The sequence below is a fragment of the Corynebacterium sp. LK28 genome, assembly GCF_014335105.1.
GTDB lineage: Bacteria > Actinomycetota > Actinomycetes > Mycobacteriales > Mycobacteriaceae > Corynebacterium > Corynebacterium macclintockiae.
The window spans coordinates 98,038-115,500 of sequence record NZ_PDGZ01000008.1 but is presented as its reverse complement, the minus strand read 5'-3'; the positions used below and the strand labels follow the sequence as shown (position 1 = coordinate 115,500).

16 protein-coding genes and 1 pseudogene are annotated in these 17,463 nt (G+C 64.0%); 8 read left to right on the top strand and 9 right to left on the bottom strand.

What is annotated here, in order from left to right; translation table 11 throughout:
- Window positions 1-6: 6 nt before the first annotated feature.
- Both nrdF and nrdI read right to left on the bottom strand, forming a co-directional pair.
- The gene (nrdF, locus tag CRD15_RS02800; protein WP_051894216.1) at window positions 7-1,023 is read right to left on the bottom strand and encodes a class 1b ribonucleoside-diphosphate reductase subunit beta; all 1,017 of its coding nucleotides are present in this window, start codon (window positions 1,021-1,023) and stop codon (window positions 7-9) included.
- 58 nt (window positions 1,024-1,081) lie between these two features.
- Window positions 1,082-1,525 carry a class Ib ribonucleoside-diphosphate reductase assembly flavoprotein NrdI gene (gene nrdI, locus CRD15_RS02795; protein WP_034969281.1) on the bottom strand — a complete coding sequence of 148 codons (444 nt, stop codon included), beginning with the start codon at window positions 1,523-1,525 and terminating at the stop codon, window positions 1,082-1,084.
- A gap of 222 nt (window positions 1,526-1,747) precedes the next feature.
- Here nrdI and CRD15_RS02790 point away from each other — a divergent pair, with 222 nt between their 5' ends.
- The gene (locus CRD15_RS02790; RefSeq protein ID WP_034969277.1) at window positions 1,748-2,179 is read left to right on the top strand and encodes a pyridoxamine 5'-phosphate oxidase family protein; all 432 of its coding nucleotides are present in this window, start codon (window positions 1,748-1,750) and stop codon (window positions 2,177-2,179) included.
- Window positions 2,180-2,349: 170 nt separating this feature from the next.
- On the opposite strand, the pseudogene CRD15_RS02785 reads toward CRD15_RS02790, so the two are convergent.
- From CRD15_RS02785 to CRD15_RS02775, 3 genes and pseudogenes are all read right to left on the bottom strand, one after another.
- A pseudogene (locus CRD15_RS02785) lies at window positions 2,350-3,069 on the bottom strand (acyl-CoA dehydrogenase family protein); the annotation flags it as partial.
- Window positions 3,070-3,075: 6 nt separating this feature from the next.
- Complete coding sequence (locus CRD15_RS02780; protein ID WP_187401843.1) at window positions 3,076-3,975, bottom strand: SDR family oxidoreductase; 900 nt, start codon at window positions 3,973-3,975, stop codon at window positions 3,076-3,078.
- 129 nt (window positions 3,976-4,104) lie between these two features.
- A complete protein-coding gene (locus CRD15_RS02775) occupies window positions 4,105-4,746 on the bottom strand; it encodes a TetR/AcrR family transcriptional regulator (RefSeq protein ID WP_034971683.1) in 642 nt (213 codons plus the stop codon).
- Between the two features lie 69 nt (window positions 4,747-4,815).
- Here CRD15_RS02775 and CRD15_RS02770 point away from each other — a divergent pair, with 69 nt between their 5' ends.
- Together CRD15_RS02770 and CRD15_RS02765 are read left to right on the top strand one after the other, a co-directional pair.
- A complete protein-coding gene (locus CRD15_RS02770) occupies window positions 4,816-5,706 on the top strand; it encodes a histidine phosphatase family protein (RefSeq protein WP_187401842.1) in 891 nt (296 codons plus the stop codon).
- 82 nt (window positions 5,707-5,788) lie between these two features.
- On the top strand, window positions 5,789-6,907 hold the full coding sequence (locus tag CRD15_RS02765) for a nucleoside hydrolase (RefSeq protein ID WP_187401841.1): 1,119 nt from the start codon (window positions 5,789-5,791) through the stop codon (window positions 6,905-6,907).
- A 356-nt stretch (window positions 6,908-7,263) separates the two neighbouring features.
- On the opposite strand, the gene metE is transcribed toward CRD15_RS02765, so the two are convergent.
- Entirely contained in the window at window positions 7,264-9,582 is a 2,319-nt protein-coding gene (metE, locus tag CRD15_RS02760) for a 5-methyltetrahydropteroyltriglutamate--homocysteine S-methyltransferase (RefSeq protein ID WP_187401840.1), read from the bottom strand.
- 385 nt (window positions 9,583-9,967) lie between these two features.
- Between metE and CRD15_RS02755 the strand changes: the two genes are divergently transcribed.
- The 3 genes from CRD15_RS02755 (at window position 9,968) to CRD15_RS02745 (ending at window position 12,686) form a co-directional block, all read left to right on the top strand.
- Entirely contained in the window at window positions 9,968-10,717 is a 750-nt protein-coding gene (locus CRD15_RS02755) for an ECF transporter S component (protein WP_187401908.1), read from the top strand.
- A 12-nt stretch (window positions 10,718-10,729) separates the two neighbouring features.
- Complete coding sequence (locus CRD15_RS02750) at window positions 10,730-11,410, top strand: energy-coupling factor transporter transmembrane protein EcfT (protein ID WP_034969255.1); 681 nt, start codon at window positions 10,730-10,732, stop codon at window positions 11,408-11,410.
- Window positions 11,411-11,489: 79 nt separating this feature from the next.
- Window positions 11,490-12,686, top strand: coding sequence for an ATP-binding cassette domain-containing protein (locus CRD15_RS02745; protein ID WP_043014719.1), 1,197 nt, complete (start codon window positions 11,490-11,492; stop codon window positions 12,684-12,686).
- A 48-nt stretch (window positions 12,687-12,734) separates the two neighbouring features.
- Here the strand turns inward: CRD15_RS02745 and CRD15_RS02740 are convergent, their stop codons facing one another.
- A complete protein-coding gene (locus tag CRD15_RS02740) occupies window positions 12,735-13,157 on the bottom strand; it encodes a Rieske (2Fe-2S) protein (protein WP_034981718.1) in 423 nt (140 codons plus the stop codon).
- Between the two features lie 92 nt (window positions 13,158-13,249).
- On the opposite strand from CRD15_RS02740, the gene purT reads away from it, so the two are divergent.
- Entirely contained in the window at window positions 13,250-14,485 is a 1,236-nt protein-coding gene (purT, locus tag CRD15_RS02735; protein WP_043014720.1) for a formate-dependent phosphoribosylglycinamide formyltransferase, read from the top strand.
- Window positions 14,486-14,501: 16 nt separating this feature from the next.
- Window positions 14,502-15,431 (top strand): rhodanese-related sulfurtransferase, encoded by a 930-nt coding sequence (locus tag CRD15_RS02730; protein WP_035007550.1) that lies wholly within the window; start codon window positions 14,502-14,504, stop codon window positions 15,429-15,431.
- On the opposite strand, the gene CRD15_RS02725 is transcribed toward CRD15_RS02730, so the two are convergent.
- Window positions 15,428-15,991 (bottom strand): GNAT family N-acetyltransferase, encoded by a 564-nt coding sequence (locus CRD15_RS02725; RefSeq protein WP_187401839.1) that lies wholly within the window; start codon window positions 15,989-15,991, stop codon window positions 15,428-15,430. The two genes, CRD15_RS02730 and CRD15_RS02725, sit on opposite strands and share 4 nt — an antisense overlap.
- A gap of 3 nt (window positions 15,992-15,994) precedes the next feature.
- The gene (locus tag CRD15_RS02720; protein ID WP_070550611.1) at window positions 15,995-17,416 is read right to left on the bottom strand and encodes an FAD-dependent oxidoreductase; all 1,422 of its coding nucleotides are present in this window, start codon (window positions 17,414-17,416) and stop codon (window positions 15,995-15,997) included.
- Window positions 17,417-17,463 lie beyond the last annotated feature (47 nt).

Genomic DNA, 17,463 nt, shown 5'->3' with positions numbered 1-17,463 from the left:
GCGCCGCTAGAAATCCCAGTCGTCCTCCTCCGTCGACTCCGCCCGCCCGATCACGTAGGAGGATCCGGAGCCGCTAAAGAAGTCGTGCGTCTCGTTGGAATCCGGCGCCAGGGCGGCGATGATTTCCGGCTCCGTTTTCGCTGCTTCGTCTTCGTACTGCGGCGGATACCCCAGATTCATCAGCGCCTTATCCGCGTTGTAGTGCACGAACGCCATCACGCCGTCGATCAGCGATTTCTCGCCGGGTAGGGTTCCGCCGTACAGGTCTCCGGAATACTCCTTCTCCAGCTCTAGCAGCTCCTCCACTAGCGCGAACGTGAACTCCTCGAGCTCTGCCGTGCGCTCCGGGTGGGCCTCCAGCCCCCGCTGGAACTTGTATCCCGAGTAGTACCCGTGGACGGCCTTGTCCCGCAGGATCAGTCGGATCATGTCGGCTGTATTCATCAGCGTGCCACGGCAGCTAAACCACAGCGGTAGGTAGAACCCGGCGTAAAGCAGCAGGGAGGACAGTAGCGTGGCGGCGACCTTCCGCTTAAGCGGATCGTCCCCGTAGTAGTGCTGCATTACGGCCGTCGCTCGGCGCTGCAGCGCGGGGTTGTCAACAGCCCAGGTATAGGCGGCGTTGATTTCCTCGCTGCTGCACATCGTGCTGAACACACTGCTGTAGCTGCGCGCGTGAACGGCCTGCATAAAGGCGATGTTGGCGTAGACCGCTTGTTCGTGTTCGGTGCGGGCATCCGGGATCTGGCTGATCTCGCCAACGGTCGCCTGCACAGTATCCAGCAGTGTGAGCCCGGTGAATACCTTGGTGGTCAGCTCGCGTTCTGCGTCCGTCAGTGCGTTCCAGGTCGGCAGGTCGTTGGACAGCGGTACTTTTTCCGGCAGCCAGAAGTTGCTGGTCAGCCGCTGCCAGATCTCCAGATCCTTTTGGTCGTCCAGCCGGTTCCAATTCACCGGCCGCAGTGGCCGGGCGGGGTCGTGTGGCCATTGGGGTGGGGTTTGGGAGCGCGTGAGGTAGCTCATTGTTTCCTTTCTGATTCTTCTCGATCGTGTCTTCTTGCTCGTGTTCTCTTGCTCTGTCTTATGGACGCCACATCTCCCCGCCAGTCCGATTCCAGAACTCCCGGATGCCTTCCCGAACACGGGCAACATCGCGGGCTGTGCCGAGTAGCTCAAAGCGATAGAGCTCCGGCACCCGGCACTTGGCGGCGATGGTTGGTCCGGCGCAGCAGTAGGCTGTGCCGAAGTTCCTGTTTCCGCTGGTGATCACACCCCTGATGAGGGAGCGGTTATGCGGATCGTTGAGGAAGTTGATGACTTGCCTGGGCACCGCCTTCCGCGGGTCACCTCCGCCATAGGTGGGGGTGATGAGCACATAGGGCTCGTCAACGATGAGCTCCGGCTCCTTGCGCCGCAAGGGGATGCGGCGGGCGGGAATGTCCAACTTGTCGACGAATCGTCGGGTGTTTTCGGAGGCTGAGGAGAAGTAGACGATGCGCGGCTGCGAGACCGCGGTTGGTTGCATTGGGGGAGAGGTCCTTTACGGCTTGGGTAGTTGGTCGTGTTGTTGGCTGGGGTAGCCGGCCACGGGAAGGTGGCGTCCAAAGTTCAATAATACGAACTTTACAACAACAATGACTTGAACTTTTGTGTAGAGTGCGCGGTGTAGCCAACTTCACATCGCGCGACCGACAGCGCGGTGCGGAAAAACCGCCAGAGAAAACCAGAAAAAGAAAGGACAGAGCTCATGGCGAAGCTAACCCAAGAAATGAAAGACATGATTGATGCACAGCTGCCGTACCTGGCAACTGTGACCGACGGCGAGACGCTGCTGCCGGACATCGGTCCGAAGCGCAGCCTGCGCGTGTGGGATGACGAGACGCTGATCTACAACGAAAACACCGGCCGGCAACACCTGGAAAACCTCCGGGCTGGATCGAAGGCCGCTGTCGCGGTCGTGGATTGGGCAGAGCTGGATGGGTACCGGTTCATCGGCCCCGCGGAGCTATTCCACGAAGGGCCGGTGTGGGATGCAGCGGTGAAGTACGCCGAGGAGATGGGGCATAACCCGCCGAAGATGGCGGTACTGATCCACATCGAGCAGATTTACACGCTCATGCTCGGCAAGAACGCTGGCCGGTTGCTGGCCAGCGATGACGAGTCCCTGATGGTGGACTAAAAACCGTACTCGCGGGCGGTGATGGCCGCCTGGTTGACGATCCACTCCACCATCTCCTGGGTCGGAGCTCCGGAAATCGCCTGGTTGGAGGGGTTGTTCATCACTCGGCGGACCACGCCCTCGACGATGATCGCCACCTTCCACAGACCTAGGACGTGCCAGTAGGCCAGCGCCTGCCGCTCGCGGTCGTGGTAGCCGAACACCGGCAGGTTCCGCACGATGGTCACGCCGGGGGCGTCCGCCGGGACGGCGAGCATGGACTGCTGGCGGTGGATCTCCGCATCCGGGCTGGTCTTGCCCATCACGATCATGACCTTGAGGTGCGGGTGCATGCCGTTGGAAGTGAACCACTTGCGGCCGTTGAGTACGTAGCCGCCGTCTGTGCGTTCCATGCTCATGCGGACGTTGGTGGCGTCGCTAGAAGCAACCCCGGGTTCCGTCATGGCGAAGGCAGAGCGGATTTCGCCGCTGAGTAGGGGTTCCAGGTACTTCTCCCGGTGCTCGTCGGTGCCGTAAAGCTCGAAGACCTCCATGTTGCCCGTGTCGGGGGCGCTGCAGTTGCAGGCCTCGGGGGCGAGGTGGATGGACCGGCCCATGATCTCTGCGAGGGGTGCGTATTCGGCGTTGGTCAGGCCGGGGCGGTTGCTATCGCCGCCGGTGGTTGCTGCGTCCGCGCCGCCAGCGCCAAGGTGAGGGTGGAAGAGGTTCCACAGGCCACGCATTTTCGCCTCGTTCTTCAGCTCCGCGAGGACGGCGGGGAAGTGGTGCGGGTCGCCCGATTCGCGCATCTGCTGTTCGTACACCGCCTCCGCCGGGTAGACGCATTCGTCCATGAACTCGGTGAGCTTGCCCTGGTATTCCAGGGATCGTTCGCTGTGTTGGAAGTCCACTGTTTGTTACCTTTCGACGCCAGATCGTCCGCCGGCCGGCGTGTCAGCGGAGTTGGATTGTCCGGGTGTGGTGACGTCGATCGTCTTGTTGCCGACGAGCATTCCGCCGTCGACCACGAGGTTTTCGCCGGTCAGCCAGGAGCTGGTCGGTGCGGCAAGGAATGCGATGGCGTCTGCGATGTCCTCTGGTTCGCCGATGCGCCCGGCGGGGATGAGGGTGGAGGTGGAGTCTTCGTTTTCCTTCCATAGCGCCTCCGAGAGCTTGGTGCGCACCACGCCGGGGGAGATGCTGTTCACGCGGATGCGTGGAGCCAGTTCGCGCGCCATCTGCTTGGACAAGTGCAACAGGGCGGCCTTGGAGGCGTTGTACACGCCGATGTAGTCCTCCATGGTCAGTGCGCCGATGCTGGAGACGTTCACGACCGCGCCTGCGGGGCCGTCAGTGGTGCCGGGGCTGCCGTCGGCGCCATCGCGGGCGGCCTTGCCGAGGCCTGCCTCGATCGCGGCGCTGGTCCAGATGACCGGGCCGATGGTGTTGATCTGGAACACCTTCGCCATGATGTCCGCGGACTGCTTGTGCACTGGGCCGAAGGCGGGGTTCGTGCCGGCGTTGTTGATGAGGACGTCGAGTCGGCCGAACTCTTCAACGGCCTTGGCGCAGGCCATCTTCGCTGCCTCTGGGTCGGCTACGTGCGCGGCGATTCCCAGTACGCGGCCGGCATTGGGGTTGAGCTTCTGTGCCTCGGCCTGCAGCTCTTCGGCGGCGGGGGTGACTGTTTCTGGCTTGCGTCCGGTGATGACCACGTTCGCTCCGCTGGCTGCAAGCTTCAGTGCGGTGGCGTGGCCGATGCCGCGGGTGCCGCCGGTGACGATGGCGGTGAGCCCGGTGAAATCGTAAGAACTCATGAGGGGGATCCTTCGGGGTGCTCGAGTGTCGGGTGTCGGTGTGATCCCAATCATAAAATGAAATCTGATTCAATAAATGGCGTTCGGGGAAAACGTGGAAAAGTTGTGGCGTTTTACCTGTTCAGCGCACTAGATCCCGAGCGCTGTGAACCAGACCTTGTTGGCGGTAGCCAGAACGCGGTCGAGCGTCCGCTGGTTGGGCTCCCCGAAATACTTCTCAACGAACATGCTGTACGCCAAACGGCTGACCATGCCGGACAGGGAAGCGGCGAGCATCTCTGGATCCTCGGCGACGGGGATAACCCCGTTCTGCTGCAGCTGCTCAATCATGCGAGTGTTCCGATCCACAAAGCGGCGGGCGCGTTGGCGTCGTTGCTCCCGAAAATTCGGATCGATCTGTGCTACCTGATCCATCAGCGCCATTTCGCGGGCGTTGCGCTGGAAGGTGGTCAGGTACTGACGGTTGACCTCCGTGATGGAACGACGAACCGCGGAGGCGCTGTGGAAGTTGAGGTGTTTTCCACCGCTACCACGCATTTCCTCCTCCACCTGGTTCAGCACCGCGGCCAGGAGGTCATCCCTGTCTTCGAAGTAGGTGTAGAGCGTGCCGACGGAACAATGTGCCTCGCGGGCGATCTGGGTGAGCTTCGCTTCGTGGTAGCCATCGCGCACGAAAACTTCGCGCGCCGCGTTGAGGATGGTTGCTCGTCGCTCTCGGGCGCGTGGGGTGAGGCCGGTCTTGCGAGTGGCTCGGTTTGTCCCGTGTGGCATGTACGACATGTTATAAGCTCGATTTTCACGTCACCAGGTTTTTGCGAGTTTGTTTTGGGAGCGGTAGCAATGGGGATTCTCTATCTGGTTCGCCACGGTCAGGCGAATTCCGGTGGGCTGCACACCGACAATGTCGCGGAGGGGGAGATGGAGGCGACGTACGATCAGCTCACTGAACTGGGGCACGAACAGGCGCGGGTGACGGGGCGCGCGCTGGCGGAGCGGATCGGCAGCGGCAGCAGCAGTGGCAGTGGCAGCAGCAGCAGTGGCGAGCGCCCCATCATTCTTTCCGGCCCGCTGGGTCGACAGCTCAGTACGGCTGGGGAGATCCACGCCGAGATGGTCGCAGCTGGCTTGGATCCGCAGCCCGTAGAGACGGTCGAAGAGTGGCGAGAGTTCAGCTCGGATGCCGTGCTCGCACCCTATTTCCGCGCCCATCCTGACGAGCTCGCGCAGATCCGGAGCGCATACGCCACCGCGCGCGCAGGGCACGCAGGCCAAGGTTCAGAGCAAGGTCCAGAGCAAGGTTCAGGACAGGTCGCAGGCGGGATGAAGGAGCACAACCGTCTGCTCGGCCAGGCCATCGATGCGGCCCTACGGGAGTGGCGCTCAACCCCGGGGTTCGCCTCCTTCGCTGCGCAGGTAAGGCAAGGATTTTCGGACGCCACCTTCCTCGCCGCCCAACACGGATCAGTCGTGGTTGTCACCTCCGCCGGCCCGATCTCCATGTGTGCCGCTGCGCTGATCGGCGCCGACTGGACGCACATGATCAACAACATTTTTACTTCTTCGGTGAGTGTGTTCAGCACCCGCGGCGCAGCTGCTTCGGGCCCAGCCGCGGGCGCTGCCGGCACTGACACCGTCGCTGACACTGCAGCGCAGTTGCTGAGCTTCAACGAGCATGCTCACCTGGATTACCCCGACCCATCCGGCGCCCGCCGACTCCGCCGCTACCGCTAAAGATTTTTCGCGCCGGGTTGTTTTCAGCGCTGGTTGAGTGCTTGGGTGCCGCGCGAATCGTTGGATTGGCATGATTGGCATCATGACCTCACACTCGGCAGATACAATTGACTCACCGACCGCGCCCGCGAACCCAGTGAGCGCCCCAGCCAACCCAGCCAACCCAGCCAACCCGGCCAACCCAGCGAAACAGGTGAACGCCACAGGCAACCCGGCGAACCGGGTGAAAGTAGTCGCGGATGTGGATACTGGCATCGATGATGCCCTGGCTCTGACCTATTTAGCTCATCTGCATGCTTCGGGGCGGATCGAACTTGGCGTCACAACGAGCGCCGGCAACTGCGGCGCAGCGCAAGCAGCCACGAACAGCGCGGATGTACTGGCTGCGTGCGGAGTGGACGTGCCAGTCGTCGCAGGCGCGGCCCAGCCCGTGAGCGTGGAGCTGGTGACCACCCCGGAGACGCACGGCCCCACAGGACTTGGCCACTACATCACCAGTGCGGACCCCGCCGACTATGCACCGAATGCCGAAGAGGCTGTGGCCAGCTGGGAGGGCGCCGATTACCTCCTGATTGCGGGGCCAGCTACGAACCTTGCGTGGGCGCTGGAGCACTGCCCCGATGTGTTGGACGGTACTGAGGTTTGCCTCATGACCGGGGCTTTTAACTATCCAGGGAACACTACTCCGCTGGCGGAGTGGAACGCTTGGGTGGATCCGCATGCGCTCGGATACTCGCTGGAGCGGCTGGCGCAGCGTTCGCAGCGGCGCCAGGCGCAGGGTTCGGCCGGCCTGCCAACCTTGTGCCCCCTTAACGTCACCGAGACAGTGCTTTTGTACCCCGATCGGCTTGAACGTTGGCTGGAAGGTTCGGAGGGGGAGGAGGTGGCGTCAACAAGAAAGCAGTTAAAGCACCTGCTTTCCGAGGCGCTGCGCTTCTACTTTGAGTTTCACCAGACAGTAGGGGTGGGGTATTGCGCGCAGATACATGACCTTGCCGCCGCGATGGTGATGCTGGGGCGGGTGCCGTTTTCGGTGCGCGCCGGGGCCGTCGAAGTCGAGGTGGAATCTGCGCTGACGCGGGGTGCGACGCTGGTCGACTGGGACGGCGGGTACTGGCAAAAGCCGGCGAACGCGAAGATCCTCCAGGGGTTGGACCCGCTGGACGTGTTCGCAGAGTTCGAGCGGGTTGTGTTTGGGTAGCGCTGAGGCTGCGAGGAGGCTGCGGTGGCTGAGTTGGGAGTTGAAGGCGCTGATTCGGGGATCTGGCGGGGGCTCTGCTGGGCCAAATGTCGCTAAAACGGGAATCCGTTAACGGGTATGGTTGTCAACTATATAAAGGTGCAGGTCAGGGCGTTTTTGTTTTTGGGGCTCCGGATCTGGGGCTTGCAGAATCCCGTTCTAACGACATTTAGCCCCGGGGAGGGGACTTTCTGTCCCTCCCCGGGACTATTCACCCCTGGTAAACCCAGTTAGGTGCGAGCTGGTCTGCAAAAGCCCAGCTCAGGTGCCTAGGTTTAGTGTGGGCTGGTCTGCAAAAGCCCAGCCAGCACCCCAGGCTAGACGTGCGCGCGAGCCTTCTTGGCAGCCGCGACCAGTACCTCCAGGGAAGCAGTGGTCTCTTCCCAGCCGCGGGTCTTCAGGCCGCAGTCCGGGTTGACCCACAGTAGAGAGGGATCCACGGAACCCAAGGCGGCGGTCAGTAGCTCGTCGACTTCCTCCTGCTTCGGCACACGCGGGGAGTGGATGTCCCACACGCCCGGGCCAACTCCCAGCTCGTAGCCCTCGTCCTTTAGCGCGGCCAGAACCTGCATGCCGTTGCGGGCGGCCTCGATGGAGGTCACGTCGGCGTCCAGGTTGGAGACCGTGTCGATCAGCTCGTTGAACTCGGAGTAGCACATGTGCGTGTGGATCTGAACCTTGTTCTCCGCGCCAGAGGTAGCCAGGCGGAAGGAGCCAACCGCCCATTCCAGGTAGTCCGGCTGCTGCTCCTTGCGCAGCGGCAGTAGCTCGCGGATGGCGGGCTCGTCCACCTGCACCACGCGGGCGCCAGCGGCGATCAGATCGTCAATCTCGTCGCGCAGTGCCAGCGCAACCTGGTCGGCGGTCTCGCCCAGCGGCTGATCGTCGCGCACGAAGGACCAGGCCAGCATGGTCACCGGGCCGGTCAGCATGCCCTTGACCGGCTTGTCGGTCAGGTCGGCGGCAACCTTGTACCAGTCGACGGTCATGGCGTGCGGACGGGAAACGTCACCGAAGATGATCGGCGGGCGCACACAGCGGGAGCCGTAGGACTGCACCCACGCGTACTCGGTGGACAGGTAGCCATCCAGCTGCTCGGAGAAGTACTGCACCATGTCGTTGCGCTCCGGCTCGCCGTGCACCAGCACGTCCAGGCCCAGCTCTTCTTGGCGCTTGATAACGTCCGCGACCTCGTCCTTCATCGCCTGGGTGTAGGCTGCGTCGTCGATCTCACCCTTGCGGTGCTTCGCACGCGCCTGGCGGATCTCCGCGGTCTGCGGGAAGGAACCGATGGTAGTGGTCGGCAGCGGCGGCAGGTTCAGCTCTGCCTTCTGTGCCTCGCGGCGGGCCTCGATGGAATCGCGGCGACGGTCAGCGTCGGTCACAGCATCCTGGCGCTCACGCACGGCTGCGTTGTGGGTCAGGGTGGAGTTCTTGCGGTCCTCGATGGCCGCGCGGGTCTCGGCGAACAGCTGTTCGTCGGCCTCGGTCTGCTCGCCGCGCAGGGTGCGGGACAGGGCTGCGACCTCGCGGATCTTCTCGGAGCCGAAAGCCAGCCACTTCTGCACCTCGGCGTTCAGGTTCTGCTCGCGCTCCAGGGAGTAAGGCACGTGCAGCAGGGAGCAGCTCGTGGAGACAGCAACCGGGCCGCGCTCCTTCAGCCCCTGCAGGGTATTCAGCGCTGCGTCTAGGTCGGTGCGCCAGACGTTGTGGCCATCCACAACACCGGCTGCCAGCAGCTCCTTGCCGGTCCACGCGGGCAGCTCGGCAGCGGCAGCGCCACCGGTGACCAGGTCCACGCCGAAGGCAGCCACACCGGAGCCACCCAGCAGCTCGATCGCGGCGTTGCCGTCGCCGAAGTAGGTCTGGATAAGGAGCTGGACGCCCTCAGCACCAGCACCTGCCACCTCAGCCAGCTTCTCGTAGCCAGCGCGGGTGCGCTTCAGCAGATCCTCGTTGGCGGCCGCATCAGCGTAAGCGAAGTCGGTGACCAGGATCGGCTCGTCGAACTGTACCCACTTCACGCCGCGGTCTGCGATGCGCTTGAGCAGGCGGGAGTAGGCGTCAAAAATTTCCTCGAGGTGAGTGAAGGCATCAGAACCATCGACGGTACGAGACAGCGCCAGGTACGTCAGCGGGCCAACCAGCACGGGGCGGACGGCCTCGCCGGCGCGGGTGACCTGGTCGCGGATGTCCTCGAGGAATGCGGAATCGTCCAGCTCTACGCGGGAATCCTTGGCGAGCTCCGGGACGATGTAGTGGTAGTTCGTGTCGAACCACTTCGTCATTGCGGAGGCCGGCAGGTCCTTGGTGCCGCGGGCGGCGGCGAAGTAGCGGTCGATGAAGCGCGGCAGGCCGTCGTTGTCGTGGTCGGCGATGTCGGCAACGCGCTCGGGCAGCAGGCCTAGCAGGGCGGTGGTATCCAGCACAGCGTCGTAGAAGGAGCGGCCAGAGAACGCGGCGGAATCCAGGCCAGCGGCTAGCAGCTCGTCGGTGTAGTCGTTGACCAGGCGAGTTGCAGTGGTCGCTAGGTTGCGGCCGGTGGAGTTATCGCGCCAGTAGCCCTCTAGAGCCTTCTTGAGCTCGCGGTCGGGTCCGATGCGCGGTACCCCGGCGACGGTTGCGTTGAAAGTCATCGTCTGTCCTGTCTTTCTGTGCTTGTGCTTGTGCAGTCTGCACTTCTGTTTTTCCAGTTCGCGGCTACCTCTGAAGGGGGTAAGCCAGTGCGGTTCCCACGCGGTGCTGCCTTTCCCGGGGCTCCAGAAGGCGCGGTTGTGCGGCAGGCTGTAGTAGCCGCCGCGGTGCGCGGGTCGCTTGCTCAACCATTTAAGAATAGACAGCTTAGTCTGTCAACTAGATCACGAAAATTGGTCACCTGTGAGTCGCCCGATTTGTGTAACCAAGCCGCCATCTGTAAGCATTAGACAAACATCAAAACCACTGGCCACATGGGCGAAACGTCGAGGTGACATAGACGTTGCGCACAGGCCATCGACGTAGAGGATTCCCCCCATGCGCCCCCTGTCACGCACAGCAAGTTACGTACTGCTCGGTCTAGCCGCGATTATCATTGTCGCCACCTGGCTGACCCTCGTCATTTGGCAGCCTAGCGACTCGAACTACGAGTCCCTCGCTGATTCCAAGAGCTCCACTATCGCCCTCGTCGGCTTCGTCGTCCCCGCCATCCTGGCGCTCATCGCCGTGATCCCTCGCCTTCCCGTGCGCACCCTGGCGCTGCTGCCGGTCGCGCTGGCGATCAACGTGGTGCTGGGGCACGTCATCGGCAACATGGGTCTGCCGCTGCCGCTGTACCTAGATTCGATCGGCACGGTGCTGGTCGGTGCCCTTGCCGGCCCCTGGGCGGGGCTGGTCACCGGCGTGCTGTCCGCCCTGGTGTGGGGCACGTTTAACCCCACTGTTGTAGGCTTCGCTGCCGCTTATGCCTTCGTCGGAGTCTGCGCCGGCCTGCTGCGCAACTGGTGGACCGGAGCGTATTGGAAGATCGCCCTGTCCGCCCTGGTGGTGGGCTTCCTGACGGCCCTGCTGTCCGCCCCCATCGCCTCCTTCATCTTCGGCGGCACCGCGGGCACGGGCACGGGTCTGCTGGTCACTGCCTACCGCTCCCTGGGCTTCGACCCGATGACGGCCGTGTTCCTGCAGTCCTGGACGTCCGACCCTGTTGATAAGCTGATCGTGTTCACCGTCATCTACCTGGTCATTCGTGCGCTGCCCCAGCGCACTCGCCGCACTTTCGCCCCGACGGCGGACTAGCCCCATTTCCACATGAACCCACTGACTTACCTGACCCTCGCTATCAGCGGGGTGATCTTCGTCCTCGTCGCCGATAGCCTCGCCGTGTCCGCTATCGCGTGGGTTCTGTGTGCCGTTGTGGCTCTTTTCTTTTCGACGCCCCGTCGTCCCTTCCTTGCAGCCAACCTCTTAGGGCTGCCGGCCTTCGTGGGCTTTGGTTTGATGTATGCCCCCTTTGGCCAGGAGCCCGGCTGGTGGATCATTACCCGCGACGGGCTGCAGATTGCCCTGTCCCTGGGCAGCCGCTTCCTAGCTGCCACCACGATCGGCCTGACCATCGGCAGCTTCGTGAACCTCGACCAGCTGATGCGCACCGTGCAGCCCCGCCTGCCTGCCAAGCTGGTGTACGTCATTGGCGCGACCGCCCGGCTGCTGCCGCTGGCCCGCGCCCGTTGGCAGACGATTCAGCAGGTCCGCGCCTCCCGGGGAGTGGACGTGACGACCGTGCGGGCGAAGTGTCGCATGGTGTTGCCGCTGATCGTCGGCATGGTGGACGATGCCGCCACCCGCGCCCGCCCGCTGCAGCGCACCGGGATCGGCGAGCCCGGCCCGCGCACCGTGCTGCGCCCCGTCCCAGATACCGCAGTGGACTGGGCAGTCCGCCTGTTGGCTATCGCCGCCTTGGTGGTGGGATGCTGGTGGGCAGTGCACTAGCAGTGCTAGGAGCGCAAGTAAGCACCAGCACCACTGAGCACCCGCATGAGCCAAGCGACTAGAAAGACCCACCCGAACAATGCCTTTGAGTACCTACATCTGGGGAGACAGCGGCGCCGGGCTGTCCGAACACGCCTGGGCACACGCTGAAAAGACGGGCGCTGCGTGGGTTGGCAACGAGGCCAGCGCGCACATTTCCCTGCTGCGCAACACGGTCGCCGAAGAGCTCGCCTTCCCCATGGAACAGCGCGGCGTGCCGCAGGCAGAGATGCAGGATCGCGTGGCGGCCGCGCTGCGCCTGTGGGGTCTGGAGGGCCAGGCAGAGCAGAACCCCGCCACCTTATCCACCGGCCAGACCCGCCGCGTAGCTATCGCCGCCGCTCTGCTGGCCCGGCCTGAAGCGTTGGTGCTCGATTGCCCCCTCGACGGTTTGGACGCCACCGCCGTGGAGACGCTGCGCCGCGCCATCGCGGACTTCCCCGGTCCCGTCACCGTTTACGATCGTTCGGGTTCGGCCTTGAGTGATGACGCCCCCTCGCACCAGCGACTACTAGCCGACGGCGCCCTGGAACCTTCCCCTGCGCCGAAGCCTTCGGCCGGTTCGGTGGCCTCGCAGGCTGCAACTCAGGGGAGCGCGGGGACGGCCCTGCTGGCGCGGGAGGTGGTTTTCCGCCGAGGTGGCGTCGGACCCATAAACCTGGAGGTACCCGCAGGGCAGATAGTGCACCTGGCCGGACCGAACGGGTGCGGCAAGACGACCTTTTTCCTGGGGGCGCTGGGTCTGCTGAAGTACCGCGGCACCCTGCTGGCCGAGGGATCGAAGGGCTGGGCGCCGACGCAGATGGACCAGGCGATAACCGCCCGCACAGTCGCCGAGGAACTGGCCATCGGGGCGGGGGAGGAACTGGCCACTGCGGTGATCGATTTTGCCGGACTGGGGCAGTGGGCGGACACGCACCCGCTGGACGTGCCCGCGGCGAAACGGCGGATCGTGCTGGTCGCGGCCGCGATGGTGCGCGGTGCCGACCTGGTGATGCTGGATGAGCCGACGGTGGGGTTAGACACGCCGGGCTATGGCGAGCTGGCGGAGCTGCTGCGCCGCTATGTCGACGGCGAGTATGCGCGGCTGATCGGGCGGGGCCCGCAGAGCCCCGCGAGCCCGCAGAGCCCGGCGAGCACGCAGGCCAGTCAAGCCGCGCCGACAGTGCTGTGGACCTGTCACGACGCCCGCTACGCCACGCAGGTCAGTGATCAGCGCATCGACATGGCGCGTTAGCGTGGTGGCTTAGTTCGGCGCGCTAGTTCGGCGACTGAGCGTGGTGCCTTAGTTGGTGATTTCGATGGAGTCGCCGTTGCGCTCCACCTTCTTGGCCGGGCTCATCGGATCGCGGGAGGGACCTTCCACCACGTCGCCAGTAGCCACGTCGAACTTGGACCCGTGCTTCGGGCAGACCGCCACGGTGACGTCCCCGGCCTTCTCGATGGAATTGATCGTGCCGCCCGCGTGCGGGCAGCTGGTGGAAAACGCCTTGTACTCGTTTTCACCCGGACGGGAAAGCACCCAGCCGTCCAGGATCGTTGCCCCGCCGACCTCCAGGTCAGCGGCATCTGCCTTCGCTACGACCTCTTCGCCGGCGCAGGCGGCCAGCAGCGCTCCGGAGGCGGTGGTGGCGGTGGCGACTGCCACTCCGCGCAGGAAGGAGCGACGGGAACAGGACAGGGGAGTGTTGGGCTGAGAGGTGCTCATGACTGCGATCTTTCCACTGAGAGGCGAAAGCGACAAGCCAGTGCACCGCGTTGGATGCGAAAGGGATACCGAAATAAGTAAGGTGAGTGACTATGTACACTCCCGAGGCCATTGGCACCCCATTGACCCCCACCGCACTGAAGGTTCTACTCCTCGGCGCCAGCGAGCTAGGACGGGAGCTAGCGATCGCCCTGCAGCGCCTGGGCGTGGAGGTCCACGCCGCCGACCGCTACGTTGGCGCCCCCGCCCACCACGTAGCCAACAAGGCGCACGTTCTGGACATCTACGATGGGGAATCCATCCGACGCCTCGTGCAGGAGGTTCGCCCGCACTTCATCGTCCCCGACGTTGAATCCCTGCCCGCCGACGTGCTGCAGGAAATCGAGGCCGCAGGAGTAGCGTCCGTCGTGCCGACCGCCCTGGCCAACCGGCTGACCATGAACCGCGAAGGCATTCGCACCTTCGCCCACGACAAGCTGGGCCTGCCGAACAGCGCCTTCCGATTCGCCTCCACCCCCGAAGAAATGACCCGCGCTGCCGAAGAGATCGGCTACCCATGCGTGGTCAAGCCGGTGATGGGCAGCTCCGGGGCTGGCCAAAGCTACGTCGGAGGAGCCGACGAACTGGAAGCTGCCTGGAACGAAGCGATGAAGAACTCGCGCTTCAACGTCCAGCGCGTGATGGTGGAACAGTACATCCCCTTCGACTACGAGGTCACCATCCTCGCCGTGCGTTCCATCGACCCCGCCACCGGTCGGGAAGCCACCTGGTTCTGCGAGCCCATCGGCCACCGCCAGGACCGCGGCGACTACGTGGAATCCTGGCAACCCGCGCACATGTCAGAGGATGCCCTGGATACCGCACGCAGCATCGCCGCCCGCATCGCCACTGCCCTGGGAGGCCGCGGCGTGTTCGGCGTGGAACTGTTCGTCAAGGGCGACGACGTTTACTTCTCCGAGGTCAGCCCCCGCCCACACGACACGGGCATGGTCACGCTCGGCACCCAGCGGTTCTCGGAGTTCGACCTCCACGCGCGCGCCATCCTGGGGCTGCCGATCGACACCACCCTGATCTCCCCGGGAGCCTCCGCCGTCATCCGCTGCGAGGATAGGGCAGACGGCGATATCGAATACGTGGGCGTCAATAAGGCAATGGCAGTAGAAGAAACAAACGTCTACCTGTTCGGCAAGCCCCGAGCGCTCACGCGACGGCGCATGGGCGTGACCGTTGCCACCGCCGAGGACATCAACCAGGCACGGCAGCGCGCCGAAGAGGCCGCCGGATACATCAAGGTGCGCCCCGCGGTTTTCGCAGAAGACGGGCAGTAGACCTAAGATCCCAGGTATGGGACATAGCGCAACTGACCTCAACGAAACCCGAATCCTGCTGTACTACTGCTTCACCCCGATCGAAGACCCGACCGCGGTGATGCTGTGGCAGCGTGCGCTATGCGAACAGCTGGAGTTGAAGGGGCGCATCCTCATCAGCAAGCACGGCATCAACGGCACCGTCGGCGGCTCGCTGGCCAGCTGCAAGCAGTACGTGCGCCGCACCCGTGAATTCCCAGGATTCAAAAAGATGGAGTTCAAGTGGTCCGCCGGGTCCGCCGACGACTTTCCGCGCCTGTCCGTGAAGGCGCGCGACGAGATCGTGGCCTTCGGAGCCCCGGATGAGCTGAAGGTCGACGAAAACGGCGTGGTCGGCGGTGGTGTGCACCTGAAGCCGGAAGAAGTGAACAAGCTGGTAGAAGAACGCGGCGACGAGGTTGTGTTCTTCGACGGGCGCAACGCCATGGAGGCGGAGATCGGCAAGTTCAAGAACGCCGTGGTGCCCGACGTGCGCACCACCCACGACTTCATCAGCGAGATCGAATCCGGCAAGTACGACGACCTCAAGGACAAGCCAGTCGTCACGTACTGCACGGGCGGCATCCGCTGCGAGATCCTGAGCTCGCTGATGAAGAACCGCGGGTTCGAGGAGGTCTACCAGATCGACGGTGGCATCGTCCGCTACGGAGAAAAGTACGGTGACAAGGGACTTTGGGAGGGTTCCTTGTATGTTTTCGACGGGCGCATGCACATGGAATTTAGTGATGACGCCGCTACGCTGGGCCGCTGCCGGGCGTGTGGGCACGCGACCAACGACTTCCACAACTGTGTGAACGAGCAGTGCCGCGAGCAGATTCTGCTGTGCGACGGGTGTGCCGCGGACCCGGCGAGCGCGACCTGCGGGCGCGACGAATGCGCCGAGGTCGCAGCGGGGATGCCGCGCTAGAGCTCCAGCTCCATGGTGACGTGGGGGATGCCCTCCTCGTCGAAGGGTTCACCGACGGGCTTAAAGCCGAACTTCGCGTAGAAGTCCTGCACCTGCTCTTGGGCATTCAAGGAAATGCGGGCGACCTGGGTAGTCGGGTCGAGCGCGGCGGCGCGTCCCTTGCAGACCTCCAAGGCTTGCTCCATGATTTGGGAGGCGATGCCGCGACCGCGCACATCCTTGGCTACGCACATGCGGCCAATGTGCTGGTCATCCGGCTTGCCGTATACGCGCGCCGTGCCCACCAGGCGCAGGGGAGATCCCGGATCCGGCTGGCCGAAGGGGTACTCCGGGCCGCTGCCGGGGTGGATGTATGCCAGCACGTGGTGGGTGTTGGGGTGCGGGTCGATGTCGTCGATCTCCGCGAAGGGGGTCTGCTGCTCGTGGACGAACACGTCTACACGCAGCTTGTACAGAGGGTGAAGCTGCTGGGCGGGCATCGCCAGAAGCGCGCGACCGGTGAAGTGGACGGCTGGGAACTCGGCCGAGCTTCCAGCGGCGGAGGAGGGAGTGCTGGTCATGTCTTAGGCGTTCTTGCCCTGAGAGTGGCGCAGCATCTCGTCCCACTCGCGCACCTTCTTGCGCTCGCGGCCCTCAGCCTCGCCGAGCTCGCGCTCGTGCTTGTCCAGGCTGTACCAGCCTTCCCAGGTGGTGTGGGCAATGCCCTTGTCCTCCAGGAATGCCTCGACTGCCTCCAGCTCCGGCTTCTCTGGGTTGAAGCCGATGCCGTTGGAAGCGTCCTCCAGCAGGTTGGCGACAGCTTCGTTGGCATCGCCCTTGGTGTTGCCAATCAGGCCGACCGGACCGCGGCGGACCCAACCGGTGGTGTACACGCCGGGCAGGCGCTCGCGCTTCTCGGCCTCCGGGTCGGCGGAGCCGGGAACGCCCGCGATGCCGTCGGCGGTCGGTCCCTCGGTCAGCACACGGCCACCCACGTTCGGCAGAACGTTCTGACGCTCATCCCACGGCAGGCCCGGCTGCTCGTCGGATTTGTAACCCACGGCGCGGTACACCGCGCCGACCGGCCACTCGGTGAGCTTGCCGGTGCCAGAGACAGACCCGTCGCCGTTCAGCTCGGTTCGTTCGGTGACGAATGCGGTGACGCGGCCTTCGGCGTCAGTTTTAACCTCAACCGGGGACTCAAAGAAGTGGATGTACAGCTTGTGGGGAGCGCCCTTCGGGTCGGCGATGGCGTACTGTTCCAGGCGGGTGCAGACCATGTCCTGAATTTTGGACGCCCGGCGGGCCTGCTCGGAGCCTTCGTCGTACTGGATGTCCTCCGGGTCGATAACGATCTCGATGGTGTCGGAATCGTTGAGCTCCTTCAGTTCCAGCGGGGTGAACTTCGCCTGTGCTGGGCCGCGTCGGCCGAAGACGTGGATCTCCTTGGCCTGGTTGTCCTTCAGGGAGTCGTAGACGTTGTCCGGGATCTCGGTGACCTTCAGCTCCTCGCCGGTCTTGGCCAGCACGCGGGCGACGTCCAGGCCGACGTTACCCACGCCGACGACGGCGACGGAGTCTGCGGACAGGTCCCACTTGTCCTCGAAGAAGGGGTTGGCGTCGTAGAAGCCGACGAACTCGCCAGCGCCAATGGTGTGCTCGCCGCCGGGGATGTTCAGCGGGCGGTCGTCGGTGGCGCCGGTGGCGTAGATGACTGCGTCGTAGAACTGCTTCAGCTCGTCGATGGTGATGTCCTCGCCGACGTTGATGTTGCCGAACAGGCGGATCTCGGGCTTGTCCATCACCTTGTGGAGAGACTTGATGATGCCCTTAATGCGCGGGTGGTCGGGGGCGACGCCGTAGCGGATCAAGCCGAAGGGAGCCGGCATGCGCTCGTAAATATCGACGCTGACGTCGGCCTCAGACTTCGTTAGCGCGTCGGAGGCGTAGATGCCTGCCGGGCCGGAGCCGATGACTGCAATGCGAAGTGGGCGATTCTCGGGCATGTCAGGTGTAAATCCTTCTTATTCGGGTCGTACTTCGGTCTTGGGGT